This is a genomic window from Mesorhizobium sp. EU05-FHT14A09 (assembly GCF_058790995.1).
Window position 1 is genome coordinate 77,111 of the sequence record NZ_JBYTDF010000006.1, and the last position, 25,400, is coordinate 102,510.

General features: G+C 63.4%; 22 protein-coding genes. 18 read left to right on the top strand and 4 right to left on the bottom strand.

The annotated features are described in order from the left end of the window. Positions 1 to 25 precede the first annotated feature (25 nt). Together AC3WTO_RS20885 and AC3WTO_RS20890 are read left to right on the top strand one after the other, a co-directional pair. On the top strand, positions 26 to 736 hold the full coding sequence (locus AC3WTO_RS20885; RefSeq protein WP_492462827.1) for a YczE/YyaS/YitT family protein: 711 nt from the start codon (positions 26 to 28) through the stop codon (positions 734 to 736). A gap of 312 nt (positions 737 to 1,048) precedes the next feature. Beyond that, on the top strand, positions 1,049 to 1,699 hold the full coding sequence (locus AC3WTO_RS20890) for a TerC family protein (RefSeq protein ID WP_492462828.1): 651 nt from the start codon (positions 1,049 to 1,051) through the stop codon (positions 1,697 to 1,699). Between the two features lie 100 nt (positions 1,700 to 1,799). Here the strand turns inward: AC3WTO_RS20890 and AC3WTO_RS20895 are convergent, their stop codons facing one another. After that, on the bottom strand, positions 1,800 to 3,902 hold the full coding sequence (locus AC3WTO_RS20895; protein WP_492462829.1) for a bifunctional rhamnulose-1-phosphate aldolase/short-chain dehydrogenase: 2,103 nt from the start codon (positions 3,900 to 3,902) through the stop codon (positions 1,800 to 1,802). 189 nt (positions 3,903 to 4,091) lie between these two features. On the opposite strand from AC3WTO_RS20895, the gene AC3WTO_RS20900 reads away from it, so the two are divergent. The 13 genes from AC3WTO_RS20900 to AC3WTO_RS20960 all read left to right on the top strand — a co-directional run bounded on the left by AC3WTO_RS20900 (position 4,092) and on the right by AC3WTO_RS20960 (position 17,561). Next, the gene (locus AC3WTO_RS20900; RefSeq protein WP_492462830.1) at positions 4,092 to 4,910 is read left to right on the top strand and encodes a DeoR/GlpR family DNA-binding transcription regulator; all 819 of its coding nucleotides are present in this window, start codon (positions 4,092 to 4,094) and stop codon (positions 4,908 to 4,910) included. Further along, the gene (locus AC3WTO_RS20905) at positions 4,907 to 6,307 is read left to right on the top strand and encodes an FGGY-family carbohydrate kinase (RefSeq protein WP_492462831.1); all 1,401 of its coding nucleotides are present in this window, start codon (positions 4,907 to 4,909) and stop codon (positions 6,305 to 6,307) included. Before AC3WTO_RS20900 ends, AC3WTO_RS20905 begins: the two co-directional genes overlap by 4 nt. Continuing rightward, positions 6,304 to 7,815 carry a sugar ABC transporter ATP-binding protein gene (locus AC3WTO_RS20910; RefSeq protein WP_492462832.1) on the top strand — a complete coding sequence of 504 codons (1,512 nt, stop codon included), beginning with the start codon at positions 6,304 to 6,306 and terminating at the stop codon, positions 7,813 to 7,815. Before AC3WTO_RS20905 ends, AC3WTO_RS20910 begins: the two co-directional genes overlap by 4 nt. Continuing rightward, positions 7,815 to 8,810, top strand: coding sequence for an ABC transporter permease (locus AC3WTO_RS20915; RefSeq protein ID WP_492462833.1), 996 nt, complete (start codon positions 7,815 to 7,817; stop codon positions 8,808 to 8,810). Before AC3WTO_RS20910 ends, AC3WTO_RS20915 begins: the two co-directional genes overlap by 1 nt. Before the next feature lie 10 nt (positions 8,811 to 8,820). Next, positions 8,821 to 9,765 (top strand): ABC transporter permease, encoded by a 945-nt coding sequence (locus AC3WTO_RS20920; RefSeq protein WP_492462834.1) that lies wholly within the window; start codon positions 8,821 to 8,823, stop codon positions 9,763 to 9,765. Positions 9,766 to 9,828: 63 nt separating this feature from the next. Then, a complete protein-coding gene (locus tag AC3WTO_RS20925; protein WP_492462835.1) occupies positions 9,829 to 10,938 on the top strand; it encodes an autoinducer 2 ABC transporter substrate-binding protein in 1,110 nt (369 codons plus the stop codon). A 97-nt stretch (positions 10,939 to 11,035) separates the two neighbouring features. Continuing rightward, positions 11,036 to 12,082: a class II aldolase/adducin family protein gene (locus AC3WTO_RS20930; protein ID WP_492462836.1), complete on the top strand. Its 1,047-nt coding sequence runs from the start codon at positions 11,036 to 11,038 to the stop codon at positions 12,080 to 12,082. Beyond that, positions 12,082 to 13,416 (top strand): FGGY-family carbohydrate kinase, encoded by a 1,335-nt coding sequence (locus tag AC3WTO_RS20935; RefSeq protein WP_492462837.1) that lies wholly within the window; start codon positions 12,082 to 12,084, stop codon positions 13,414 to 13,416. Before AC3WTO_RS20930 ends, AC3WTO_RS20935 begins: the two co-directional genes overlap by 1 nt. Then, entirely contained in the window at positions 13,416 to 14,249 is an 834-nt protein-coding gene (locus AC3WTO_RS20940) for a TIGR01459 family HAD-type hydrolase (RefSeq protein WP_492462838.1), read from the top strand. Before AC3WTO_RS20935 ends, AC3WTO_RS20940 begins: the two co-directional genes overlap by 1 nt. 10 nt (positions 14,250 to 14,259) lie before the next feature. Continuing rightward, positions 14,260 to 15,549, top strand: coding sequence for an L-rhamnose catabolism isomerase (rhaI, locus tag AC3WTO_RS20945; protein WP_492462839.1), 1,290 nt, complete (start codon positions 14,260 to 14,262; stop codon positions 15,547 to 15,549). Positions 15,550 to 15,563: 14 nt separating this feature from the next. Further along, positions 15,564 to 15,881 (top strand): L-rhamnose mutarotase, encoded by a 318-nt coding sequence (rhaM, locus tag AC3WTO_RS20950; protein WP_492462840.1) that lies wholly within the window; start codon positions 15,564 to 15,566, stop codon positions 15,879 to 15,881. 3 nt (positions 15,882 to 15,884) lie between these two features. Beyond that, positions 15,885 to 16,577, top strand: coding sequence for a class II aldolase/adducin family protein (locus tag AC3WTO_RS20955; protein WP_492462841.1), 693 nt, complete (start codon positions 15,885 to 15,887; stop codon positions 16,575 to 16,577). A gap of 231 nt (positions 16,578 to 16,808) precedes the next feature. Continuing rightward, complete coding sequence (locus AC3WTO_RS20960; RefSeq protein WP_492463011.1) at positions 16,809 to 17,561, top strand: aminoacyl--tRNA ligase-related protein; 753 nt, start codon at positions 16,809 to 16,811, stop codon at positions 17,559 to 17,561. Between the two features lie 77 nt (positions 17,562 to 17,638). Here the strand turns inward: AC3WTO_RS20960 and AC3WTO_RS20965 are convergent, their stop codons facing one another. Beyond that, positions 17,639 to 18,238, bottom strand: a complete 600-nt coding sequence (locus AC3WTO_RS20965; protein WP_492462842.1) for a TetR/AcrR family transcriptional regulator — start codon at positions 18,236 to 18,238, stop codon at positions 17,639 to 17,641. 207 nt (positions 18,239 to 18,445) lie between these two features. Here AC3WTO_RS20965 and AC3WTO_RS20970 point away from each other — a divergent pair, with 207 nt between their 5' ends. Both AC3WTO_RS20970 and AC3WTO_RS20975 read left to right on the top strand, forming a co-directional pair. After that, positions 18,446 to 19,930, top strand: a complete 1,485-nt coding sequence (locus tag AC3WTO_RS20970; protein ID WP_492462843.1) for an MFS transporter — start codon at positions 18,446 to 18,448, stop codon at positions 19,928 to 19,930. 171 nt (positions 19,931 to 20,101) lie between these two features. Further along, positions 20,102 to 20,941, top strand: coding sequence for an alpha/beta fold hydrolase (locus tag AC3WTO_RS20975; protein ID WP_492462844.1), 840 nt, complete (start codon positions 20,102 to 20,104; stop codon positions 20,939 to 20,941). A 192-nt stretch (positions 20,942 to 21,133) separates the two neighbouring features. Here the strand turns inward: AC3WTO_RS20975 and AC3WTO_RS20980 are convergent, their stop codons facing one another. Together AC3WTO_RS20980 and AC3WTO_RS20985 are read right to left on the bottom strand one after the other, a co-directional pair. Next, complete coding sequence (locus AC3WTO_RS20980) at positions 21,134 to 21,733, bottom strand: hypothetical protein (protein ID WP_492462845.1); 600 nt, start codon at positions 21,731 to 21,733, stop codon at positions 21,134 to 21,136. A gap of 159 nt (positions 21,734 to 21,892) precedes the next feature. Beyond that, positions 21,893 to 22,789 (bottom strand): D-alanyl-D-alanine carboxypeptidase family protein, encoded by an 897-nt coding sequence (locus tag AC3WTO_RS20985; protein WP_492462846.1) that lies wholly within the window; start codon positions 22,787 to 22,789, stop codon positions 21,893 to 21,895. 509 nt (positions 22,790 to 23,298) lie between these two features. Here AC3WTO_RS20985 and dnaK point away from each other — a divergent pair. After that, positions 23,299 to 25,215 (top strand): molecular chaperone DnaK, encoded by a 1,917-nt coding sequence (gene dnaK, locus AC3WTO_RS20990; RefSeq protein ID WP_492462847.1) that lies wholly within the window; start codon positions 23,299 to 23,301, stop codon positions 25,213 to 25,215. Positions 25,216 to 25,400: the final 185 nt, after the last annotated feature.

Below are 25,400 nucleotides of genomic sequence, written 5' to 3' on the forward strand. Positions count from 1 at the left end.
GGAACATCAAGGGAGGGGAACGCCTATGGCACATCAAGCGGCCACAGACGAAATGCAAAGCACCGGCAGCCTGAAGGCGCGCTGGATCATGTATCTGCTCGGTATCTACATCCTGACGGTCGGCGTCAGCCTGGCGATCAGGGCCGGCATCGGCATCTCGCCGCAAAGCAGTCTGACCCGGACGATGACATTGGTGTTCCCGCCGCTCAGCCAGGGGACCTACAACTTCATCCTCGAACTGATCATGCTGTTCCTGACCTATCTGGTGCTGCCGAAAGACTTCAAGCTCACCAACTTCGCCTCGCTGATCCCGGCTTTCGCGCTCGCCGTGTTCCTGGATTTCAACCTGAAGATGACCAGCTTCATCGCGCTCGATGTCTACTATCAGAAGGTGCTGCTGCTGGTGTTCGGCGACGCGGCGCTGGCCTTTGGCCTGTTCCTGATGATCCGCGCCAATCTGGTGCTGATGCCGATCGACATGTTCGTCAACACCGTCTTCAAGCGGACGGGCAGGAAATGGGGCAACATCAAAACCGCGTTTGACTGCACCCTGCTGGTCGTCGCGGCCTGCATCGGCCTGATCTTCCTGCACCAGATCATGTTCATCCGCGAAGGCACGATCCTCAACGCGATCCTCGTCGGTCAATATGTGAAACTGTATTTCTACCTGCACAGGAAATGGCAGGCGAAGAGCGCTCCAGCCGGCGCTGGCAACGCCAGCCTCGCCAAGGGATAGCGCCATCCTTGCGCAACGCGCCATTCCACAGTCGGTACTCCGGCGGTGGAATGGCGCTCTGCACGCGTCGGCTGTGACCTTTGCCGCTACGCTGCAGTTGGCCATTGAATTTTGTCGCCATGTCGCGTAGGTGAGGTCCACCAGGCCGGGCCCCTCTGGCAGCCACCATGGCTGTGATGTCGGACTGGGATTTCAATCCGGTGGCCTGGCTGAGACGTCCCTGATTTCTGGCAACAAGTGTCGATACGCTAGCGCGATCGCGCCAGAGCAGCTCTGAAAGCTACGCCGCCCTTCAGATATCAAGGGTGCCGTATGACAGAAATTATCAATTCCTTTTTCACTCCCGAAGCGATGACAGCGCTGTTCCAGGTCATCATGATTGACTTGGTGCTCGCCGGCGACAACGCCGTCGTCATCGGCCTTGCAGCGGCAGGCTTGCCCAAGGATCAGCGCGCCAAGGCGATCCTGCTCGGCATCATCGCCGCCACCATCCTGCGCATCGGCTTTGCCGCCGCCACCACCCAGCTTCTCCAGATCGTCGGCCTGCTCTTTGCCGGCGGACTGCTTCTGCTCTGGGTATGCTGGAAGATGTGGAAGGAACTGCAGCATGGACATGGCCAGGAAGCGCTTGCAGGCGTTGCCGGCGAAAACGCGCATGGCAGCGCGTCCGCGCCGAGAAAGACTTTCGCGCAGGCCGCCTGGCAGATCGTGATCGCGGACATCACCATGTCGCTCGACAATGTGCTGGCCGTCGCGGGTGCGGCGCGCGAGCATCCCCGGGTGTTGGTGTTCGGCCTCGTCCTGTCGATCGCGCTGATGGGCATCGCCGCGAGCTTCATTGCCAATCTGCTGCAGAAGTATCGCTGGATCGCCTATGTCGGCCTTGTCGTCATCCTTTATGTGGCCGGCGACATGATCTACCGCGGTGGACTGGAGCTGCTGCCTTACGTCAGAGGGGCATAGATACTCTGAAGTCAGGCGACTGGCATCTGGTGATGCCAGTCGCCCCACACGCGGTGCCCCCACCGCGTGCGATTGACTGTTGTCAGCGCGTGAAACTTGTTCAACGCGTGAAGCTCTGGGCGTTGCCGGCATCGACATTGAGGATGTTGCCGGTCGATTTCGCCGACATGTCGGACGCCAGGAAATACACCGCCTCGGCGATGTCTTCCGGAAACACCGAGCGTTTCAGCATCGAGCGTTTGCGGTAATGCTCCTCCAGTTCGTCCGGCTGCATCGAATAGGCAGCGGCGCGCTGCTCACGCCATTCGCCGGTCCAGATCTTGGAGCCGCGCAGCACCGCGTCCGGGTTCACAGTGTTGACGCGGATCTGATGGTCCGCGCCTTCGAGCGCCAGGCAGCGGGCAAGGTGGATCTCGGCTGCCTTGGCGGTGCAGTAGGCTGCCGCATTGGGCGAGGCGGCGAGCCCGTTCTTGGAAGCGATGAAGACGATGTTGCCGCCGAGCTTCTGCTGCTTGAAGGTGCGGAAGGCCTCGCGCGACACCAGGAAATAGCCTTTGGCCAGGATGTCCATGTTGCGGTTCCACATCGACAGTTCGGTGTCTTCGATCGGTGCCGATGAGGAAATGCCGGCATTCGAGACCAGGATGTCGACACCACCGAATTCGACCGCGCTGTCGGCATAGGCGGCAGCCACGCCCGTCTCGTCGGTGACGTCGAGCCTGACGCTGCGCAGGAAATCCTTGCCGAAAACCTTGGCCAGTTCATCCTGTGCCGCGGCGAGCGCCGGCGCGTCGATGTCGGCCAGGACCACGCAGGCACCCTCGCGCAGCAGGCGGATGGCGGTTGCCTTGCCGATACCGCCGGCGCCGCCGGTGACGAAGGCGATCTGGCCGGCCAGCGACTTCGGTTTCGGCAGGCGCTGCAGCTTTGCTTCCTCGAGCAGCCAGTATTCGATGTCGAAGGCATCCTGCTCGGGCAGACCGGCATAGGACGAGACGGCTGCGGCACCGCGCATGACATTGATGGCGTTGACGTAGAACTCGGCCGAGATGCGCGCGGTGGCCTTGTCTCCAGCGAAGGTGAACATGCCGACGCCCGGCATCAGATAGACCACCGCATTGGGGTCGCGCATAGCGGGCGAGTCGGCGTATTTGCAGCGTTCGTAATAGGCCTGGTAGTCGGCGCGGTAGGCGTCGAGTGCGCCAGGCAGGGCTGCGGCAACCGCATCGATATCCGGCTTGGCCGGGTCGAAACCAATCACCAGCGGCCGGATCTTGGTGCGCAGGAAATGGTCGGGACAGGAGGTGCCGAGCGGCGCGAGCGCCGGCAGCTCGGCCGCGTTGACGAATTCGAGCACGGCGTCGGAATCGTCGAAATGACCGATCTTCATCGCGCCTGGCTTCGAAATCATGCCGCGCACGATCGGCATCAGCCGTGCCGCGATGGCGCGACGCTCCGCAGCGGGTAGGGACTGCGTGACCGCACCGCCAAAAGCCGGCTTGTCCTTTGTCTCGCGCTCGAACCAGTCGATCGCCTGGTTGATGACGTCGACGGTCGTTTCGTAGCATTCCTTTGGGGTGTCGCCCCAGGTGAACAGGCCGTGGCTTTCCAGGATGACGCCGCGCGCTTCAGGGTTCTCCGCGCAGAATTTCGCCAGCCACAGGCCGAGCTCGAAGCCGGGCCGTTTCCACTGCAGCCAGCCGATTGCCTCGCCGAAGATCTTTTTCGTCAGCGTCTTGGAATTGCTTGCGGCCGCCACCGCGATGATGGCATCGGGGTGCATGTGGTCGACGAACGGCTTCGGCACATAGGCGTGCAACGGCGTGTCGATGGAGGCCGCCCGCGGGTTGAGGTTGAAGGTGCAGTGCGGCAGGTAGCCGACCATCTCGTCTTCATGCGCGACGCCGCGATAGAGGTTCTTCAGCGCCCGCAGTCTGTCCATGTAAAGCGTGGCGAAACCGTCGAGCTTGATCGAGGCGCTGTCGCCGCCCGAGCCTTTCACCCACAGCACCTCGACATCCTCGCCGGTCAGGGGATCCTTCTGCCAGACCTTCGAGGACGTGTTGCCGCCGCCGTAGTTGGTGATGCGTTTGTCGGAACCCAACAGGTTGGAGCGATAGACGAGCCGTTCGGGCTCGCTCATCGCGGCCGCTTTCTCGTCGTTCCAGAGATTGGCGAGCCGCGCCGGCTGTTTGTCGAGCATATCTGATCCTCCCGCCGGCCTCCCGGGCGCAGCATGAACGCTAAAATCAATCCAAGCCATGCGGTTTGTCAATCATGAAAGATTAAACTCGATCATATCGCGGCTGCTAACTGATTTATATGCATCGCAATATGAGCAAAGTTTTTCACAAATGACTTGCGCGATCACCGATTTTGCGTAACTTGGATCATGGCGCTCGGTAATCGGCCGTCTTGGGAGGATTTTGGCTTGAACGACTTGGTCCGCCATCGGCAGATCATCGATCTGCTGCGCGACCGGCCCTTTGCGTCGGTGCGCGAGCTGCAGGAACAGCTTGGCGTGTCGGCTGCCACCATCCGGCGCGACATCGACAAGATCGACCAGTCCGGCGGCGCGCGGAAGGTCTATGGCGGCATCTCTGCGCTCGATGGCGCAGCCTCCCAGACGACGGCCTTTGCCCGGCCCTACGATGAAAACCGCGACCTCGCCGTCGATGCCAAGCGCCAGATCGCTGAATTGGCGTCGACCATGGTGATGGATGGCGATGCCGTCATCGTGAATGGCGGCTCGACCTGCTACCATCTCGGCGTCAAACTGGCCGAACGCAACGTCCGCCTCTTCACCAATTCCATGCCGCTTGCCGCCTATCTTGGCGAGCATGGCAAATGCAGCCTGACGATTGCTGGCGGCGAATTGTACCGTGAGCCGCGCGTCATCTATTCGCCGTCGCAGCCGGCTTTCTTTGCCTCGAAGTTCTTCCTGGGTGCGCAGGGCATCAGCGCCGACGGCCTGCTTGAATCGCATCCGCTGATGGTGCGTGCCATCCAGGATCTCAGCCGCAGCGCCGACCAGGTCATCGTTCTGGCCGACAGCCGCAAATTCTCCATCCATGCCCGTCACGCCGCCTTGCCGCTGACCCGCATCGGCGTCCTGATCACCGATGACGGGCTGTCGGACCAGCAGGCCAAGATGCTGGAGGCGGCCGGTATCGCCCTGCGCATCGCGCCCAGCGGGGGATTGATGGGATGAGCCGCGCACTCGCAGTTTTCGATCTCGGCAAGACCAATTCGAAGCTGTTTGTGTTCGCCCCCGACGGCGCCCTGCTCGATGAGCGCCGCACCCGGCCGGTCTGGAAGGAGTACCGCGGAAGGCACGTGCTTGACGACGAGCGCCTGTTCGCCTGGATGAGCCGCGAACTCGCCGACGTCGTGGCGATGCATGATGTCGGCGGGCTGATGGTCTCGGCCCATGGCTGCGCTTTCGCCCTGGTGCGCGGCGCCGAGCTTCTGCACCCGATCCTCGACTACGAGCAGGAAATCCCGCCGTCGATCGCGCGGGTGATCGATCCGATGCTGCCGGATTTTTCCGAAAGCTATACGCCCTGGCTGCCGCTCGGCTTCTCGATCGCGCGCCACATCTATTGGCTGAAACAGGAAGAGCCACGTGCCTTTGCCAATGCGGAGGCGATCCTGTGCTATCCGCAGTATTGGGGCTGGCGGTTCTCCGGCCGTCCGCTGGCGGAATGGTCCTATCTCGGCGCGCACAGCCAGCTATGGGCGCCGCTGAAGCGCGATTTCTCCTCGCTGGTCGACCGGCTGGGCTGGCGCGGCAAGTTCCCGGAAATAGCGCCTGCCGGTGCGGTCATCGGCGAGACGGATGTCGCGCTGGCGGACGGATCCAGCCGCACCATCAGCGTCCACAACGGCGTGCACGATTCCAATGCCGCACTTGCCTATTACCGCATGACCGGCCTGTCCGGCTTCACGCTGGTGTCGACCGGCACCTGGGTCATCATCATCAATCTCGATTGCCCGCTCGATGCGCTCGACCGCGAGCGCGACATGATCGCCAATGTCACGGTCGATGGCGAGCCGGCGCCATCGCTGCGCTTCATGGGTGGGCGCGAATATGACCTGATCAGCGACAGCTGGAACCAGGCGATCCCGCAGCAGGCGGTCGAGCGGGTGATGGCGCGTGGTGTCTTCGCCCTGCCGTCATGGGCTGCCGGCGGACCGTTTCCGGAAACCAGCGGCAGGATCGTCGGCGGCGATGTCGAGGGTGAGGAGCGTGCCGCGGTCGCTGCCCTCTACGTGCTGATGATGACCGACCTGTCGCTCGACCTGATCCGTTCCGACAATCTTCTCGTCGTCGATGGCGGCCTCGCCAAGATCGACCTTTTGACGGCGATGCTGGCGCAACTGCGCCCGGGTCAGACGGTCATCCATTCCGAAATGAGCGAGGGCTCGGCCACGGGTGCCGCCGCCCTTGCCTTCAAGGCGCTCGGAACGATGCCGTTCCGCGACGACACGGTGCCGGTCGTCGCGAGCGTCGTGCCTGGCCTCGAAGCCTATCGCGATCGCTGGCGCGAACTGGCCGGCAATGCCCGTGATGCAGCACGTGCGGAGAAAAGGGAGGCAAGCCTGTGACCGCCGCCCCCTATGTCAGCCTCGCCGGCATGTCGAAATCCTTCGTCGGCGTGAAGGCGCTGAAGGATGTCAGTTTCGACGTACGGCCGGGCGAGGTGCATGCGCTGCTCGGCGAGAACGGCGCCGGCAAGTCGACGCTGATCAAGATGATGTCCGGCCTTTATTCGCCCGATGCCGGCACCATCACGGTCGACGGTAGGGAGGTCCGGTTCGCTTCGACGCGCGATGCTTCGGCTGCCGGCATCGCAACCGTCTACCAGGAACTGCTGCTGTTTCCCGAACTGACCGTGGCGGAGAATGTCTTCCTCGGCAATTATCCACGCAGGCCCGGCGGCTGGATCGACTGGAGCGAGGTGCGGGCACGCACGCGCGCCTTGCTCGACCAGCTCGACACGTTCGACCTCGACGTCGACGCCAAGGTGCTGACGCTGTCGGTGGCGCAGCGCCAGCGTGTCGAAATCGCCAAGGCGCTTTCCAAGAATGCGCGCATCCTGATCATGGACGAGCCGACCGCCTCGCTGGTCGAAGCGGACGTGCAGCGCCTGATGGCGGTGGTGCGGCAGCTGCGCGAGCGCGGCGTCGGCATCGTCTATGTCAGCCACCGCATGCCGGAGATCTTCGCGCTGGCCGACCGCGTCACCGTGCTGCGCGACGGCGGCTATGTCGCCACCCGCGACATTGGCGAGGTCGATGAAGCCGCTCTCGTTGCCATGATGGTCGGCCGGCCGATCGACAGCCTGTTTCCCAAGGCTGACGCCAAGATCGGTGACACGGTGCTGGAGGTGAAGAACCTCAACCATGGACGCCATGTGCAGGACATCTCCTTTGCCCTGCGGCGCGGCGAGATTCTCGGCGTTGCCGGCCTGGTCGGCAGCGGTCGCACTGAACTTGCGCTCACGCTGTTCGGCATGACCCCGGCAACCTCGGGCGAGATCGTGCTTGAAGGCAGGACGGTTGCCATCACCTCGCCGCGCCAGGCGCGCGACCTCGGCATCGCCTATGTGCCGGAGGATCGCGGCCAGCAGGGCCTGGTCAAGCAGATGGCGATCCGCAAGAACGTGTCGATGGCCTCCATCGAGCGCTTTTCGGCCGGCATCTTCATCAAGGCCGGCGAAGAAACGCAACGCGCGCTCGACGCAGTCAAGCGGCTCAGCGTGCGCTGCCGCAACATCGGCCAGCCGGTCGGTGAACTGTCGGGCGGCAACCAGCAGAAGGTGGTGATCGCCAAATGGCTGGAGACCAATCCCAAGGTGCTGATCCTCGACGAGCCGACGCGCGGCGTCGACGTTGGCGCCAAGGCCGAGATCCACACCATCATGGGTGAGCTGGTGAAACAGGGTGTCGCCATACTGATGATCTCCAGCGAGCTGCCGGAAGTGCTCGGCATGAGCGACCGCGTGCTGGTGATCAGCGGCGGCCGCCTCACCGGCGAGATCGACCGGGCCGACGCCACGCCCGAACGTGTCGGCATGGCAATGACGGCGCACCAGAGCGGGGAGGCGGCGTGATGAGTGCAATCGTCGATCTGCCGCCGACCCGTCCGGCCGTGCAACGGTCGGGCTTCCTGCGGCGGCTGTTTGCCGACTATGGCCAGGAGCTCGTCGTGCTGGCAGCGATCGTTGCCCTCTTCGTCGTGGTGACGATGGTCAATCCGCGTTTCATCAGCGCCAACAACCTGACCACGATCTTCTCCGGCAACGCCTACATCGCCGTCGCCGCAATCGGCATGGCCATGGTCATCATCACAGGCCATATCGACGTTTCCGTCGGCGCGCTGATTGGCGTGCTGGCGACGATCTCGGGCACGCTGGCGGTTGCCGGTTATCCGGTCTGGGTCGCCTGGCTGGCGCCGGTTCTGGTCGGCATGGCGGTCAATGCCGTCATCGGCATGCTCGTCGCCTATGCGCGCATCCCGTCGATCGTGGTGACCCTGGGCGCCCTGTCGATCATGCGCGGCGGCCTGATCAGCGTCACTGGCGGCACCTGGATCACCAACCTGCCGCCCGATTTCCTGATCGCCCAGAAGAGTGTCTTCGGCCTGCCAGTGCCGCTGGTCTTCATGGTGGTGCTGACCGTGCTTGCAGCCCTCTGGATGCGCTACTCGGCCTTCGGTCGCTCGCTTTATGCCATCGGCGGCAATGCCGAGGCGGCACTCGCCACCGGCATTCCGGTCGAGCGCCGCACTGTCGCGGTGTTCGTCATCCACGGTGCCTTCGCCGGTCTGGCGACCATCCTGTTCGCCACGCAGTTGCAGGTGATCCAGTCGACGGTGCCGCCCAATCTGGAGCTCACCGTCATCACCGCCGCCGTCATCGGCGGCGTGTCGATCCTTGGCGGTTCCGGCACGGTCATAGGCTCGACGCTGGCGACCATCCTGTTCGCCACGATCGGCTCGGCGTTGATCTTCGTCAACGTCTCGGCCTACTGGCTGCGCGCGGTCATCGGCCTGCTGATCCTGGCGACGGTGCTTGCCGACATGCTGCGCCGGCGCAGCAGGATTTGAGGGGGCACGGATGAACTGGAAATCCCTGCTCCGTCACGAAACCTTTCTGGCCCTTTTGCTGGTCGTCGTGCTGATCGTGCTGTCATTCCAGTCCGATCGTTTCCTCACCGTCTCCAACCTGCTCAACCAGGGCCGGCTGATGACGGAGATCGGCCTCATCGCCATCGCCATGACCTTCGTCATCGCCACCGGCGGCATCGATCTTTCGGTCGGCTCCATCCTCGGCCTCACCGCGATCCTGACCGGGGTGTTCTGGCAGAATATCGGCTTGCCTTTGCCTCTGGCTGCGGTGGCGGCGATCGCCGTCGGCACGCTGGCCGGTTTCGGCAACGGCCTGATTATCACCCGTTTCAGCGTACCTCCACTGATCGCGACGCTGGCGACACTGGCGCTCTATCGCGGGCTGGCTGAAGGCATCAGCCAGGCGCGTTCGGTGCGCGGCTATCCGGAGTGGTTTTATGTGCTCGGCCAGGGCGAGGTCCTGGGCGTGCCGACGCAACTGTGGATCCTGGCGGCGGCTGCGATCATCGCCTCGATCATCCTGGCCTACACACGCTGGGGCCGCACGGTCTACGCCATCGGCTCCAACGAGGTCGCCAGTCGCTTTTCCGGCCTCTCGGTGGAGAAGACCAAACTTGCCCTCTACACCGCATCGGGTTTTGCGGCGGCTGTGGCCGGCGTGATCTTCGTCTCGCGCGTCTCGACCACGCGCTCCGACATGGGAACCGGCATCGAGCTCGACGCCATCACCGCGGTGGTGCTTGGCGGCACCTCGATCTTCGGTGGCCGCGGCACCATTGCCGGCACGATGATCGGCCTTTGTCTCATCCAGGCGCTGAAGAACGGCCTGTCGCTCGCCGGTGTGAAGGGCGACGGCACCATCATGCTCATCGGCGCGGTCCTGATCCTGGCGATCCTCGCCAGCAACCTCTTCGAGAGGAGCGGCACTCGATAACAACGGGAGAAGCGTCCTTCACTGCCGCTCATCAGTGTCCGGACGAACAATTGGAGGATGAAAATGCGTAATAGAGTGCTCAGCGCACTGCTGGCCTTGTCGTTCTCGACAAGCCTCAGCCATGCCCAATCCGCCGCCTGGACCGGTGGCGATGAATTGCCGACCAACCCGCTCGCCTGCGATGCCACCCCGGCGACGGCTGCTGCCAAGCCTTATGACGGTGGCTCGCCGACCAACGCGCCCGACCGCAAGGGCAAGACGCTGAAAGTCGTCGACGTGCCGAAGCTCGTCGGCATCGGCTACTTCAATGCCACGTCCAAGGGCATCGCCGACGCCGCCAAGGAAATCGGCACGATGGATGCAAAGACCGACGGTCCGAGCAAGGCCAACATCGATGACCAGATCACGCTGATCGACAACTACATCACCAGCGGCGTCGACGGCATCTTGTTCGCCGCCAACGATCCGGTCGCGATCGCGCCTGTGCTGAAGAAGGCGCTGGCCGCCGGCATCAACGTCGTCGGCTACGATGCAAACTCGACACCAGATGCGCGCCAGTGGTTCGTCAACCAGGCCGAGTTCAACGGCATCGCCAAGGCGATGGTCGATTCCATGGCCAAGGAAACCGGCGAAGATGGTGCCTTCGCCATCGTCACCTCGACCTTCACGACGCCGAACCAGGCGCGCTGGATCTCCGAAATGGCGGCTTACCAGGCCAAGTGCCATCCGAAGATGAAGTGGCTGGAAACGGTGGAAGCGCAAGAGGACAACATCCTCTCCTTCAACCAGACCAACACGCTGCTCAACAAATATGGTGATGAGCTGAAGGGCGTCTTCGGCATGACCAGTGTCGCCACGCCGGCCGCCGCGGATGCGGTCACGCAGGCCAAGAAGTGCGGCAAGGTTGCGGTGGTCGGTCTTGCCACGCCGAACGCTATGAAGCCCTATGTTGCGGCGGATTGCGTGAAGTCGGTGGTGCTGTGGAACCCGGTCGATCTCGGTTATGCCGCCGCCCATGTGCTGCGCGCCGTCGCTGACGGCACGTTGGCACCGGGGGCAACTTCGGTGAAGGCCGGCAAGCTTGGCGATCTCTCCGTCATCAACGGCTCGGAGATCCTGCTCGGCGCGCCGACCGTCTTCAGCAAGGACAACATCAACAACTTCGACTTCTGAGTTTGCGGGAGGAGGCGCCGGTTGGCGCCTCCTCCCGTGAAATCGGCCGGCCCGCCTGCCGGCCGATTTCGACACCGGATCTGGAAAGGATCGCGTCATGCCTGCGGTCGATTGGCGAGCCGAGCTTGCCGCGCTGAAAACCCTGTCGGCCGACATCGGCAGCGATCCCCTGCTGACCCAGGGTGCCGGCGGCAACACCTCGCTGAAGGTCGACGGCACGCTGTGGATCAAGGCCTCCGGCACCTGGCTCGCCCATGCCGCCGAGCGCGACATCATGGTGCCCGTCGAGATGGCGCCGCTGGTCGCGGCGGTCGAGGCCGTCGACCCTGCCGCTGAACAGGCGCAGCAATTCGTCGTCAGCGAACTCAATGGTTCGGGCCTGCGCCCATCGATCGAGACCACCGTGCATGCGCTGATGCTGCATCGCGTGGTGCTGCATGTCCATTGCGTCGACACGATTGCCTTTGCCGTACGCAGCGACTGCGTCGAGCAGGTCGCGCCGCGCCTTGCCGGCCTCAATTGGGCCTATGTGCCTTATGCACGACCCGGCCTGCCGCTGGCGCTTGCCATTGCGGAAAACAGCGGCAACCGGCCGGATGTGCTGATCCTCGCCAATCATGGTCTGGTTGTCGGTGCTGAAACGGTCGAGCAGGCCAAGGCGTTGCTCGATGACGTCAAGGCGCGGTTGCATATAGCCCCTCGTGCTGCCCTCGGCCCGGACATGGACGGGCTGACCCGGTTGATGGCTGGTTCCGACTACCGGTTGCCTTTGTCCGAGGCCACACATTCGGTCGCGACCGATCCGCAGAGCATCGCGCTGGCATCCCGAGGCAGTCTCTATCCGGATCACGTGATTTTCCTCGGCGCCGGTTCGGTCATCGCCGGGGGCAATGAAAATGCCGCCGCCGTCGTTGCACGACTGGGCACCGCACCCGTCGCGATCCTCTGGCCGGGGATCGGCGTCCTGATGCGCGATGATGCCGTGCCGGGCGCCGATGCCATGGCACGCTGCCTTGCCGATGTGACGGCACGCGTTGCGGCCGATGCGCCGGTCCGTGTGCTGACCGAAGAAGAACATCGGCAGCTGACCGACTGGGACGCGGAGAAGTATCGCCAGGAGCTTGCCCGGAAGAAGATTGCCTGATGGACGAGCAGCTCGCGCAATTCCAGCAAAAGTCGGAGCGTTTCCGCGTTTCCGAAGGCGGAAACGCTCTGGCCATTGGCATCGATCTCGGCACGTCCGGCGCCCGCGCCGTAGCGATGACGCCGTCCTTCGATATCGTGGCGCAGGGTGCTGCCCGGCTCGCGGAATTCGGACCCGATCCACGCGATCCGTCGATCTGGTGGAAGGCGGTGGAACGCGCACTGACGCAGGCGCTTGCCGGGATCGATCGGGCGAGCGTGCATGCCATCGCGGTAGATGCCACGTCCGGCACATTGCTGCCTGTCGCTGGCGACGGTGAGCCGCTCGCCGCACCGCTGATGTACAATGACAGGGTCGAGGATGACGCGTTGCTGGCGCGAATCCGTGCCGTCATCCCGGCCGAGAGTGGTGCCCACGGCGCCACCTCCGGGCTCGCCAAGGCGCTGCGGTTCCAGGCGGTGCCGGGTATTGCGAAGGTCCTGCACCAGGCCGACTGGATTGCCGGGCGGCTGGCCGGCCATTTCGGCACCACCGACGAGAACAACGCGCTGAAGACCGGCTATGATCCGGTCGAGCGGCTATGGCCGGAATGGATCGGCGCGACCGGGCTCGACATGGACCTGCTGCCGCGCGTTGTCGCACCCGGCGCGCCGGTGGAGACCATCGCGCCCGACATGGCCAGGGCCTTCGGGCTTGGTGAAGAGGTGGTGATCGTTGCCGGCACCACCGATGGCTGCGCCTCCTTCCTGGCGACCGGCGCCGATAGGCCAGGCGACGGCGTTACCGCGCTGGGCTCCACGTTGACGCTGAAGCTGCTGTGCGACCGGCCGATCTTTGCGTCGGACTACGGCGTCTACAGCCACCGCATCAACGGCATGTGGCTTGCCGGCGGCGCCTCAAACAGCGGCGGCAAAGTGCTGTCGCATTTCTTCTCTTCCGATGAGATTGTCCGCTTGTCGGCCGCGATCGATCCCGCGGTTTCGACCGGCCTGGACTTCTATCCACTGCTGGAGCCCGGTGAACGCTTTCCCGTCTTCGATGCCGCCTTTGCGCCGCGACTGGCGCCGCGCCCGGCCAGCGACGCCGAATTCCTGAAAGCAATGTTCGAAGGCATGGCGGCGATCGAAAGGCTGGGTTTTGCCCGCCTTGCCGAGCTCGGCGCCGATCCGCTTCGCTCGGTGCGAAGCGTTGGCGGCGGCGCTGCCAACGCTCAATGGAGCGCAATACGGCAGCGCGAACTGCAGGTTCCGTTGCTGCCGGCCCGGTCGACCGAGGCAGCGGCCGGCGCGGCGCGGCTTGCCCTCGGCGGGCTGCAGGCGGTGGGAGACTTGTAATGACGCTAGAACTCTCAGGCATTCGTGATCTTGCCGACCGCTTCGATGTCTTCATCCTCGACCAGTTCGGCGTGCTGCATGATGGCACCGCGCCTTACCCCGGCGCGGTCGAGACGCTGATGCATCTGAAACAGGCCGGCAAGCAGACCCTGCTCTTGTCCAATTCCGGCAAGCGTTCCCAGCCCAATGAGGCGCGGCTGGAAAAGCTCGGCTTCATTCCCGGAAGCTGGGGACATTTTCTCTCTTCCGGCGAGGTCGCCTGGCAAAGCCTGCACGGCTCGCTTGCCGGCGGAAAGAATGTGCGCTGCCTGCTTATCGCGCGCGATGGCGACCGGTCCGCTGTCGAGGGACTGCCGCTGACGTTGGTCGACAATGGATTGGAGGCCGACATCGTGCTGCTCGCGGCCAGCGAGGGCGATCGCTTCGATCTCGACCACTACCGCCGCCTGCTCGAACCCGCGGCGGCGCGCGGCGTGGTGTGCCTCTGCACCAACCCCGACAAGATCATGCTGACGTCGGTCGGCCGGCGTTTCGGTGCCGGGCGTATAGCCGAGCTTTATGTCGAACTCGGCGGGCCGGTGACATGGATCGGCAAACCGTTTGCCGAGATTTATGCGGCTGCGCTGAAGCTGCTGGGCAATCCCGACCGTGCCCGTGTCGTTTGCGTCGGCGACAGCATCGAGCACGACATTGCCGGCGGGGGAGGGGCCGGGTTGCGCACCGCTCTGGTGACGACCGGCATCCTCGAGACCGCGAGCGTTGCCGAAAGACAGCAGCTTTATGCCGAGCACGACGCGACGCCGGATTTCCTGCTGCGCGCTTTCAGATGGTGAGGAGGACGATATGGAAACGGTGATCGCGCGGGATGTTGTCGAGAAGAGCAATGCCGCGCGCGAGAAAGCGCTCAAGGCAGACTATGGGGTGCTCGGCGAGCAGCTCGACCGGCGCGGCATTTCGATCGACGCGATCCTGGACAAGGTTGAGGCCTTTGGCGTGGCGATCCCGTCCTGGGGTGTCGGTACCGGCGGCACGCGTTTTGCCCGTTTTCCCGGGCCCGGCGAGCCGCGCGATGTCTTCGACAAGATCGAGGATTGCGCCGTTATCAGCCAGCTGACGCGGGCGACGCCGACCGTCTCGCTGCACATCCCCTGGGACAAGGCCGATCCGAACCGGCTCAAGCAGGCTGCCTCGCGCTTCGGTCTCGGCTTCGACGCGATGAATTCCAACACCTTCTCCGATGCGCAGGACCAGAAGCTGTCCTACAAATTCGGCTCGCTGTCGCATGCCGATGCCGGTGCGCGCCGCCAGGCGGTAGAGCACAATCTCGAATGCATCGAGATCGGCCGGACGATCGGCTCCAAGGCGCTGACGGTGTGGATCGGCGACGGCTCGAATTTCCCCGGCCAGGTCAATTTCGCACGTGCCTTCGAACGTTATCTCGACGCGATGAAGGCGATCTATGCCGAGCTGCCACCGGACTGGCGCCTGTTCACCGAACACAAGATGTACGAGCCGGCTTTTTATTCTACCGTCGTGCAGGACTGGGGCACCAACTACATCATCGCCAGGGAGCTCGGCGACAAGGCCTATTGCCTGGTCGATCTCGGCCATCACGCGCCCAATGTGAATATCGAGATGATCGTGTCGCGGCTGATCCAGTTCGGCAAACTGGGCGGCTTCCACTTCAACGATTCCAAATATGGCGACGACGACCTCGATGCCGGCTCGATCGATCCCTACCGGCTGTTCCTCGTCTTCAATGAACTGGTCGATGCCGAGCTGAACGGTGCAAGCGATTTCCAGCCGGCGCATATGCTCGACCAGAGCCACAACGTCACCGACCCGATCGAAAGCCTGATGCTGTCGGCGATCGAGGTGCAGCGCGCCTATGCGGCGGCGCTGCTGGTCGACCGCAAGGCGCTGGAAGGTTTCCAGGAAACGAACGATGCGCTGATGGCGACACAGACGCTGAAGGCGGCCTATCGCACCGACGTCGAACCGATCCTAGCCATGGCCCGCCTGAGACGAGGTGGCGCCGTTGATCCGGTCACGGCCTATCGCGCCAGTGGCTATCGGGCGAAGGTCGCGTCCGAGCGGCCGGCCGTTTCAGCCGCGGGCGGCGGCATCGTCTGAGCGGAGCGACCACCATGCCCGAACGCATCGCCTTTCGAATGGTGCTCAATCCCGGCCAGGCCGCAGAGTACCGCCGGCGGCACGACGCGATCTGGCCGGAACTGCGACAGGCGCTGCAGGGGGCCGGCGTCTCCGACTATTCGATCTGGCTGGACCCGGAGACCAATCATCTGTTCGCGACGCTGGTCCGGGCCGACGACCACGCCATGGACGCGCTGCCGCAAACCGAGGTCAACCGCCGCTGGTGGGACTTCATGGCCGACATCATGCAGGTCACCGACCGCAACGAACCGCAGGTGGTGCCGCTGCAGCAGGTTTTTCATATGGAGTAGACGATGAGTAGAGCAACCAGCAGCGACAGCGCCCTGCGCGAGGAGATGGTTTCGATCTGCCGGCGCATGAATTCCTGCGGCATCAACCAGGGCACCGCGGGCAATCTCTCGGTACGTTCGGGTGAGGGCTTCCTGATCACTCCATCGGGCATGCCCTATGAGACCATGGAAGCCGACGATATCGTGTCGATGGATTTCGAGGGCGCCTATATTGGCCGCATGCCGTCATCGGAATGGCGTTTCCATCGCGACATCCTCACCAATCGCAGTGACGTCAATGTCGTGCTGCACTGCCATTCGGTGCATGCCACCACGCTGGCCTGCCATCACAAGACGATCCCGGCCTTCCACTACATGACCGGCGTTGCCGGCGGTTCGACCATACGCTGTGCGAAATACGCCACCTTCGGCACGCAGGCGCTGTCCGACCATGCCCTGGTTGCGCTGGAAGGCCGGCTGGCCTGCCTGCTCGGCCAGCACGGGCAGATCTCGCTGGGCACCACGCTCGAAGCGGCGCTGTGGCTGGCGATCGAAGTGGAGACGCTGTCGCATATGTATGTCCAGGCGCTGATGTTGGGCGAGCCGCCGATCCTGCCCGAGGACGAGATGGAGCGTGTCATCGAACAGATGCGCCGCATGAGTTACGGCCTCGCCCCCAACGAGGAAGGCAAGGGCGGCAACGCCCATCGGCGGTAGGAGGGATACGTCCCGGGGTTGACCGGGTGCCGATATTCAGGCACCCGTACCGACCATGAGCAGGGCACATGCAATGTCGACGAAGGGAGGCCGCAACCAGCGGACCGTCGTCGCATGCGTGTTTGGAGGGCGAGGTCTTTTCGTCCAGTCGTGACGCAGCGCGTTTTCGCGCCGCCGATTGGACGTAAAGCATCCACCGCATCCTTCAATGGCCATCATGGAGATTGGGCCATGCTCAGCATTCTCAACGTCAATTCGCTCGTGCATTGGGAGGAAGGTGACATCCTCCGGCGCGAGGAATTCATTTGTCATTTTTCACAAGAAGTCCGTACCTTCCTGCGATCCATCAATCCCGCGTGGGATGTGCGGCGCGTGGAGGCTCCCACGCTCGTTCCCCGGCATCTGATTTCCAATGCTTACGAGAACGACGACGTCTGGGTACAGGAGAGGTTGACGGCGACCGAGACGGAACTGGTCCTTCGCCCCGAGACCACCCCTTCCACCTATGCCTACATGACCCATCTTCTCGAAACGCACACCGGCACCAGATTGCCGCTCTGCATCTGGCAGGCCGGCCGCTCCTATCGCCGCGAGCAGGAGCAGACCACCGCTCACATGCGGCTCAAGGAATTCTGGCAGATGGAGTTTCAGGCGGCCTTCACCGCGGATACCGGCATGGACTATCATACCGCCTGCCTTGAGCCCGTCCGCAAGATGATTGCTTCCGTGATCAATCTTCCAACCCGCATTGTCGCGTCCGACCGGCTTCCCAGCTACTCGCAGATCACCATGGACGTCGAGGTCGACAACGGCTTCAAATGGATGGAGGTCTGCTCGATTTCGCGCCGGACTGACTTTCCGCACAAGTTCGTGTCGAGATCAAAAGGTGGTGCCACTCGTGAGCACGACGTGCTCGTTCTGGAAATAGCGATCGGCCTGGATCGTTGTCTGCACAACTGGGCGATTGCGGCCGAGCGAGCCTGATCGAGACCTGAAAGGTCAAGTGTCGTCGCGGTGCGAACCGGGACGACACGCCGGGCGCCTCCTGGTCTGCGTGCCACTCATTTCGGCGGCTGCAGGAACCTCGCCACCATCGTGGTAATGAGCTTGCGGCTTTCCTCGAAGTCGATGTCCGAGGCCATCAGCGGCAGCATGGGCGCGGCGTCGAGGATCGCCACCAGCATGGCGCTGGTGTGTCCCGGATCGAGGCCGGGGTCGACCTCGCCACGCGCCTGTCCCGCTTTCAGCGTCCTGGCCAGTAACGCGCGCACGCCGTCTGTGTTGTCCTTCAGGATGGCATGGATCTTCTCGTTGCGGCCTGCCTCGGCCAACAACTCGAACAGAATGCGGCATTCGGAAAGGGCATCCCAGTCCTTCATGCTCCACAGCTCCGACAACAGCACGGTTGCCGTGCTGGCGCCTTCGCCGTGGCCGCTGAAATGGCCATGCAGTGCGGTCAGGTAGTCATTGGCCATATCCTCGACGATGGCCTCCTTGCTCGGGAAGTAGTGATAGAGGTGCCCTGGGCCGATCCCCGCTTCCTTGCAGATCATCGAGATCGATGCGCCCTGCAGCCCATGGCGCAGGAACGAGCGGTGCGCCGCCGCCAGGATCTCCTGTCGTTTGCCTTCATGCTGTTCGTGAACGAGCTTGCGTGCCATCGGCTCCCCGAAGAATCTTAGAATGATCGCTCTATTATATCTTGACGTCGCGGCAGTGATAAATAGAGTGATCGCTCAATCTATTATGAAGTGGCGGCCGCGTCCAGTTCCCTGCGCGGCGCTGCCGGGTCCTTGCACGAGGTGCAATGAAGAGAACACGTCCCTCCAAACGGCTTTGAGCCGCCCAAGATTCCCCAGGAGACATCCATGAACGACCCCGTTGCGTCGGCCGGTTCGGCCGAACCCTTGGTGCATGACTCTGAAAAGTTGCAGACTTTTCAGACAAAGATCATGCACGAAAAAGCGACCATGTCTGCGAATGGAGCGGATGGCTGGTCCGATCTGCTTTCCGGCAAGCACCTTGCCATCGTGCTGGTGATGGCGAGCGGCGTGCTGCTTTACGCGATGAACATCTATTTCACCGCCGCGCTGATGCCTTCGATCGTCGCCGATATCGGTGGACAGCACTATTATGCCTGGGTGACGACAGCCTTTGTGATCGCGGCCATCTTTGCCGCGCTTTTCGTCAGTCGCATCCTCGACAGGCAAGGGCCGGCATTGGCCTATGTGCTGGCCTTCGTCACCTTCGCGATTGGTGGCGCCGCCAATGCCGCCAGCCCGACAATGGAGCTGCTGATCGTTGCCCGCGTCATGCAGGGGTTGGGTGGGGGCCTGCTGGCCGGGCTCGGTTATGCGGTGATCCGCGCGGCGCTGCCGGACCGGCACTGGGCCAGGGCAACCGGCGTCGTCTCGGCCATGTGGGGCGTCGGCACCTTGTTCGGCCCGGTGCTCGGCGGTGTCTTCGCGGAGTTCGGGCTCTGGCGCTGGTCTTATGGCGCCTTGGCGGTGTTTGCGCTGCTGTTCGCAATCGTCGCGCAACGCTCTTTCGCAGGCAAGATCGGTTCCGGCCAGCATGCACCCGTGCCGGTGGGCTCGCTCATCCCGCTGACGTTGGCCATTGTCGCCGTCAGCCTCAGCGCCGTCGTGCCGATCGGCTGGCCGACCCTTGTGGCGGTTGCCTTCGGGCTTGCCCTGCTCGTTCTCTTCGTCATGGTCGAGCAACGCTCGCACAACACGCTGCTGCCTCGCCTGACCTATCGGCGTGGCAACACGCTGAAATGGGTCTACCTCACCGTCGCCGCGCTCAGCGCCGGCGTGATGGTCGAAAACTTCATTCCGTTCTTTGGTCAGAAGCTCGCCGGACTGAGCCCGGTGGTCGCCGGATTGCTCGGCGCGATACTGTCGCTGGCCTGGGTCATCGCCCAGCTTTTCATCGTCTCGGTCTCATCCGAGACGGTGCGCCGCCGCGCCATCCGTTTCGGCCCTTTGCTGCTGACGGCGGGATTGATGGCCTACGGCCTGCTGCAGGCGGAAGGCGCGGATCTGACCCTGGCTGCGATCTGGGCGGCGATGCTTGCGCTGGCCGGCATCGGCATCGGCCTTGCCTGGCCGCTGCTCGGCGTCGCCGCCATGAGCAGCACCACCGATCCTGCCGAGGGCGGCAAGGCGGCTGCCGCGATCACCATCACGCAGCTCATCGCCTTCTCGATCACCTCGGCGCTCGCCGGCACCTTGATGGCGGCCGGCGGGGGTTCGGTTGTCGATGCGGCGCGTTATGTCAGCCTCGGCATTGCGCTTTTGACGCTGCTCGGCATCTTCGCCGCCGGTATCGCGACGCGAAAGCCGCGCTAGAGCGGAGGATCGATTGTGGTGTCACAGCCTCAGCCAGACTGGCTTGGCTCCGTGGTGATGATGGAAAGATCTTTGACTGGTGACTGTCGATGCGGTGTCCTGTAGGTCTCGCAAGTCCTGCGTCCATCACCTACCTCTCAACGGGATCGGCGGCGGGTTTGGAGAAACGCCATGATCGAATGGACCGTCGATCACGCTGTCTCGCGGGATGGCACGATCATCGGCTACCGGCAGGTCGGCACTGGCCCCAGTCTCGTGCTGCTGGCAGGAGGCATGCAGAGCAGCCGTAACTTCACCCAGTTGGCGGAGTTGCTGGCCGATCGCTTCACGCTGCATCTGCCTGATCGACGTGGGCGTGGCCTCAGTGGGCCGCCGCCACCGGACTACGGCGTCGACACCGAGGTGGACGATCTGTCGACGGTGCTGGCGCAGACAGGCGCGCGTGACGTCTTCGCCCTGAGCTCCGGCGCCATTGCCACGCTGTGGACGGCGCTGCGCCGGCCGCAAATGCTGGGTAGAATCGCGCTGTACGAGCCGCCGCTGCCCGTTGGCACCCCATCGCCGCTGGACTTTGTGCCGCGTTACGAGCGCGAGCTTGCCGCAGGCAATCTGGCGGCCGCCCTGAGCACGATTATGAAAGGGACAAGCGACCGGCGCGACTGGTTCACCGGACTGCCCCGGCTGCTGCTGGCTGCGATAATGGGCATGGCGTTGCGCGGCCAGGACGAGGAAGCGGCGGCCATCCGCGAACTGGTGCCCACCTTCCGCTACGATGCGCAATTGATCGCCGCCACGGCTGGGCAGGTGCGGAGTTTTGGTGCCATCCGCATGCCGGTCCTGCTCATCGGTGGCGACAAGTCCAACCCCTATTTGCCGATGGCGCTCGATGCGTTGCAGCACCAGCTGCCGCAGGCGCAACGGGTCTTGCTCAAGGGCGTCGGCCACATCGCGGCCGACAATGTTGGCAAGCCAGGGCTGGTCGCCAGCGAGCTGCGGCGGTTCTTCGCCTAGCTGTGGAGTAAGCCCACGAAACTGTGCAGCGGCGTTCCATTCGAAATTGCACGAAAACAAAGATGTGGAGCGTCTCCGCCTCTCCGTGAGAACGGCGACGCTCTGGGTGAGATGAGGAAACTCGCCGCAGCAGACCCCCGGCGATGGCTTGCGCTGCCGAAAGCCGTTAGTCGAAAGGCTGCCTCACCGGCTCTACTCGGCCTTGATGCTGCGGATCAGTTTCGCCTGCCAACTGGCGTCGGTGGCGGACACGGCAGATCGTCGGTCGCACAGCGAGGCGATGACTGCCGTTCGCGTCGAATAGGAAATGCTGTTCCAGCAGTCGTAGGTTTCCTCGACAGCCTCGAGCGTCTCCGAGCCGGACCGTTGTTTGCTGTATGCGACGACGATCGTCGACACGGTGGCGTAATCGCGGTTCGAGGGTGAAGGCAAGTTCACCAGTTTGGTGGTGATGAGCCGTTGCTGAATGCCGCGGGCTTCGTCCGTATAGCTGCGTACGGTCAGGGTGGGCTTTCCGCCATCCAGCCGGAAGTTGCCGAACACGCCGTCGCCCTTCAATGCATCGGGGATCGAGGTGATGTAGCTGGCGAAGAAGGTGTCGCTGGCAGCCAGGTTCAACGTGCACGGCAGGCTCTCGGGGAGCGAGACGAAGCTCTTTTCGGTCTGGAACGCGTAGTGGCAGTTTTTCGTGAGGTCGTGCTTCTGCACCGCTTGTGTGGTTGGCGCAGACTGAGCCGAATAGGCGCATGTGGGAAGCAGGAGGGCCATCAGCAACAGCGGTTTGATGGTCATCGCCGCAAGTTTCCGCCAGGTGTTTTGGGGATCCGTGACGTCGCTCAGGATCTTATATGCATGCTCAATGTATCGGACTCCGTTGTCCAGGGGTAAGCATCCGAGCCGTCACGTGGCCGAGAAAGGCATACGTTGGCGTAAGTCATGCCCCGGCGGCGGCTATTGCGCCGCCGTGTAGAGCAGGCGCGTAGTTGACCCGTTGGGGTTCAGCGCCCGCTGCAGCAGCGCTTCGGCATGGGCATTGCGCTGGCGGGCTGTGTCTGCGCCCATCACCACCACCACGAAACGCTTTCCGTCAGCGTCGTAGGAGGTGACGATGTTGAAGCCGGACGCACGGATGTAGCCGGTTTTGATGCCGTCGACGCCGTAGACGCGGCCCAGCATGTCGTTGTGGCCGCGCACCAGCTTGCCGCGGAACATGAAGTCGGCTTCCGAGAAGTAGTGATAGTGCTGCGGGAAGTGCGCCCTGAGTGCCAGCCCAAGCACGGCCATGTCGCGCGCCGTCGTCTGCTGGCTGTCGTCGGGCAGGCCCGACGCGTTGCGGAAGGTGGTCGAGCGCATGCCGATCTGGCGCGCCTTGGCCGTCATTGCGGCAGCGAAACCTTCTTCCGAACCGCCGAGATATTCACCGACCGCCACTGCGACGTCGTTGGCCGACTTCACCACCAGCGCGCGGATGGCGGAATCGACATCGATCGTCTCGCCGGGCCGGAAGCGCAGCTTGGTCGGCGGCTGCGAGGCGGCGTTTGCAGAGACCGGAATCTGGGTTTCCTTGGTGATGCGGCCGCTCTGCAGCGCCTCGAACAGCAGATAGAGCGTCATCATCTTGGTGAGCGAGGCCGGATAACGCGGCGTGGTCGAGTTGACCTCGAACACGGTCGCGCCGGTCTTGGCGTCGACGACGATGGCCGCATATTTCTGCGCCGGCGCCGGCACGGAAAGCACCTGCTCGGGCGGGGTCGCGGCCGTACAGCCGGCCAGGAAGGCCACTGCGGCAAGGGCGATGAGACATTTGCGGGCGAAGGCGTAGAGGTGCGAGGCTGGCAGGGTGGGCATTCCGAGGAAGACTTGAGACGATGCGCTGAGACGGGCGGACCCTAGCCGAGCCGGCACACGGCGTCCATTCGCCTTGGCTGATTCTGGCCCCAGGAATGTGCCTTTGCCGCTGTTTTCGCACCATTTTGTGCAAAAAGCCGTGACAGACATGGGACTTTGGTGCTGATCCCGGGTTCTGGCGGTGTCTGACAGGTCGTTGCCATAAGTGATTGGCGCACCGCCTGACGCCGAACCAGATTCGATTTGCGGCAGGCATGTTGCGTGGATTCAAGGCATTAGGCTGCCGGCGAGCGTCCGGCGACCTTCAGAATGCCTCGACGGCCAAAAGGAAGATTGGCAGTGGAAAAGCAGCGGCGCAGAATGCTTGCGTGCAGGGCGGCCTGTTCTTATATACGCCGCAACCGTGCGGACCGCCTTGAACAGTGGGCTGGCGCGGAATTTCTGTGAACAGGGGCTTTCGCCGGAACGCCTGACAGGGTCCTTGAAAGCCTGCTTAGTGGAGAGACTAGATGGCAAAAGTAATCGGTATCGATCTCGGGACGACCAATTCCTGCGTCGCCGTCATGGACGGCAAGGACGCGAAGGTCATTGAAAATGCGGAAGGCGCACGCACCACGCCTTCGATCGTCGCCTTCAGCGGCGACGGCGAGCGCCTCGTCGGCCAGCCGGCCAAGCGCCAGGCGGTCACCAATCCTGAAAACACGGTCTTCGCGGTCAAGCGCCTCATCGGCCGCCGCTATGACGATCCGGTGACGGAGAAGGACAAGAAGCTTGTCCCCTACAACATCGTCAACGGCGACAATGGCGACGCCTGGGTGGAAGCCGGCGGCAAGAAGCAGTCGCCCTCCCAGATCTCGGCCATGATCCTGCAGAAGATGAAGGAAACGGCGGAAGCCTATCTCGGCGAGAAAGTCGAGAAGGCGGTCATCACCGTTCCGGCCTATTTCAACGACGCCCAGCGCCAGGCCACCAAGGATGCCGGCAAGATCGCCGGCCTCGAAGTGCTGCGCATCATCAACGAGCCGACCGCTGCCGCGCTCGCCTACGGCCTCGACAAGAAGGAAGGCAAGACCATTGCCGTCTATGACCTTGGCGGCGGCACCTTCGATATCTCGGTTCTCGAGATCGGCGACGGCGTGTTCGAAGTGAAGTCGACCAATGGCGACACCTTCCTCGGCGGCGAAGACTTCGACATGCGCCTGGTGGAATACCTGGCGGCCGAGTTCAAGAAGGAACAGGGCATCGACCTGAAGAACGACAAGCTCGCCCTGCAGCGCCTCAAGGAAGCTGCCGAAAAGGCCAAGATCGAGCTGTCGTCCTCGGCGCAGACCGAAATCAACCTGCCCTTCATCACCGCGGATGCTTCCGGTCCGAAGCACCTGACGCTGAAGCTCACCCGCGCCAAGTTCGAATCGCTGGTCGACGACCTGATTCAGCGCACCGTCGAGCCGTGCAAGGCAGCGCTCAAGGATGCCGGCCTCAAGGCTGGCGAGATCGACGAAGTCGTTCTGGTCGGCGGCATGACCCGCATGCCGAAGGTCCAGGAAGTCGTGAAGCAGTTCTTCGGCAAGGAGCCGCACAAGGGTGTGAACCCTGACGAAGTCGTTGCACTCGGCGCCGCCATCCAGGCCGGCGTGCTGCAGGGCGACGTCAAGGACGTGCTGCTGCTCGACGTGACCCCGCTTTCGCTGGGCATCGAGACGCTGGGTGGCGTGTTCACCCGCCTGATCGAGCGCAACACCACGATCCCGACCAAGAAAAGCCAGGTGTTCTCGACCGCCGAGGACTCGCAGAGCGCGGTGACCATCCGTGTCTTCCAGGGCGAGCGCGAAATGGCGGCCGACAACAAGATACTCGGCCAGTTCGACCTGGTTGGTATTCCGCCGGCTCCGCGCGGCGTGCCGCAGATCGAGGTCACCTTCGACATCGACGCCAACGGCATCGTCAACGTCTCGGCCAAGGATAAGGGCACCGGCAAGGAGCACCAGATCCGCATCCAGGCGTCCGGTGGTCTGTCCGACGCCGACATCGAGAAGATGGTGAAGGACGCCGAGGCCAATGCCGAGGCCGACAAGCAGCGTCGCGCGCTGGTCGAGGCCCGCAACCAGGCCGAGGCTCTGGTGCATTCGGCCGAGAAGTCGCTGAAGGATTACGGCGACAAGGTCTCCGAAGCCGATCGTACCGCGATTGCCGATGCGATCGCCGCGCTGAAGACCGCCAACGAAGGTGACGACGCTGCCGAGATCGAGGCCAAGAGCCAGGCGCTGACCGAAGCTTCGATGAAGCTCGGCCAGGCCATGTACGAGGCCTCGCAGAAGGAAGCCGCGGAGGCCGACGCCAAGGCGGACGCCGCCAAGGATTCCGATGTGGTCGACGCCGATTTCGAGGAAATCGACGACAAGGACGACAAGAAGAAGTCGGCTTGAGTGGCCTGAGGGTCAAAAATCCAGAAAAGCCCGGCGCCGAGCCGGGCTTTTTTGCAACCGTACACCAGAAAAATGCAGCGTTTCCTTGCCGGTACTGGCATTAGCGCCGCATCGTTACTAAATCGGAGACCAGTCTTTGGACGACTGGTCGAAACAATGCGCTTCAGACGTTGGCCTTTGTTTGA

Coding starts and splice junctions, on each gene's coding strand:
- AC3WTO_RS20885 (WP_492462827.1), top strand. CDS start 26: ATGGCACATCAAGCGGCCACAGACGAAATGCAAAGCACCGGCAGCCTG.
- AC3WTO_RS20890 (WP_492462828.1), top strand. CDS start 1,049: ATGACAGAAATTATCAATTCCTTTTTCACTCCCGAAGCGATGACAGCG.
- AC3WTO_RS20895 (WP_492462829.1), bottom strand. CDS start 3,902: ATGCTCGACAAACAGCCGGCGCGGCTCGCCAATCTCTGGAACGACGAG.
- AC3WTO_RS20900 (WP_492462830.1), top strand. CDS start 4,092: ATGGCGCTCGGTAATCGGCCGTCTTGGGAGGATTTTGGCTTGAACGAC.
- AC3WTO_RS20905 (WP_492462831.1), top strand. CDS start 4,907: ATGAGCCGCGCACTCGCAGTTTTCGATCTCGGCAAGACCAATTCGAAG.
- AC3WTO_RS20915 (WP_492462833.1), top strand. CDS start 7,815: ATGAGTGCAATCGTCGATCTGCCGCCGACCCGTCCGGCCGTGCAACGG.
- AC3WTO_RS20920 (WP_492462834.1), top strand. CDS start 8,821: ATGAACTGGAAATCCCTGCTCCGTCACGAAACCTTTCTGGCCCTTTTG.
- AC3WTO_RS20925 (WP_492462835.1), top strand. CDS start 9,829: ATGCGTAATAGAGTGCTCAGCGCACTGCTGGCCTTGTCGTTCTCGACA.
- AC3WTO_RS20930 (WP_492462836.1), top strand. CDS start 11,036: ATGCCTGCGGTCGATTGGCGAGCCGAGCTTGCCGCGCTGAAAACCCTG.
- AC3WTO_RS20935 (WP_492462837.1), top strand. CDS start 12,082: ATGGACGAGCAGCTCGCGCAATTCCAGCAAAAGTCGGAGCGTTTCCGC.
- AC3WTO_RS20940 (WP_492462838.1), top strand. CDS start 13,416: ATGACGCTAGAACTCTCAGGCATTCGTGATCTTGCCGACCGCTTCGAT.
- rhaI (WP_492462839.1), top strand. CDS start 14,260: ATGGAAACGGTGATCGCGCGGGATGTTGTCGAGAAGAGCAATGCCGCG.
- rhaM (WP_492462840.1), top strand. CDS start 15,564: ATGCCCGAACGCATCGCCTTTCGAATGGTGCTCAATCCCGGCCAGGCC.
- AC3WTO_RS20955 (WP_492462841.1), top strand. CDS start 15,885: ATGAGTAGAGCAACCAGCAGCGACAGCGCCCTGCGCGAGGAGATGGTT.
- AC3WTO_RS20960 (WP_492463011.1), top strand. CDS start 16,809: ATGCTCAGCATTCTCAACGTCAATTCGCTCGTGCATTGGGAGGAAGGT.
- AC3WTO_RS20965 (WP_492462842.1), bottom strand. CDS start 18,238: ATGGCACGCAAGCTCGTTCACGAACAGCATGAAGGCAAACGACAGGAG.
- AC3WTO_RS20970 (WP_492462843.1), top strand. CDS start 18,446: ATGAACGACCCCGTTGCGTCGGCCGGTTCGGCCGAACCCTTGGTGCAT.
- AC3WTO_RS20975 (WP_492462844.1), top strand. CDS start 20,102: ATGATCGAATGGACCGTCGATCACGCTGTCTCGCGGGATGGCACGATC.
- AC3WTO_RS20980 (WP_492462845.1), bottom strand. CDS start 21,733: ATGACCATCAAACCGCTGTTGCTGATGGCCCTCCTGCTTCCCACATGC.
- AC3WTO_RS20985 (WP_492462846.1), bottom strand. CDS start 22,789: ATGCCCACCCTGCCAGCCTCGCACCTCTACGCCTTCGCCCGCAAATGT.
- dnaK (WP_492462847.1), top strand. CDS start 23,299: ATGGCAAAAGTAATCGGTATCGATCTCGGGACGACCAATTCCTGCGTC.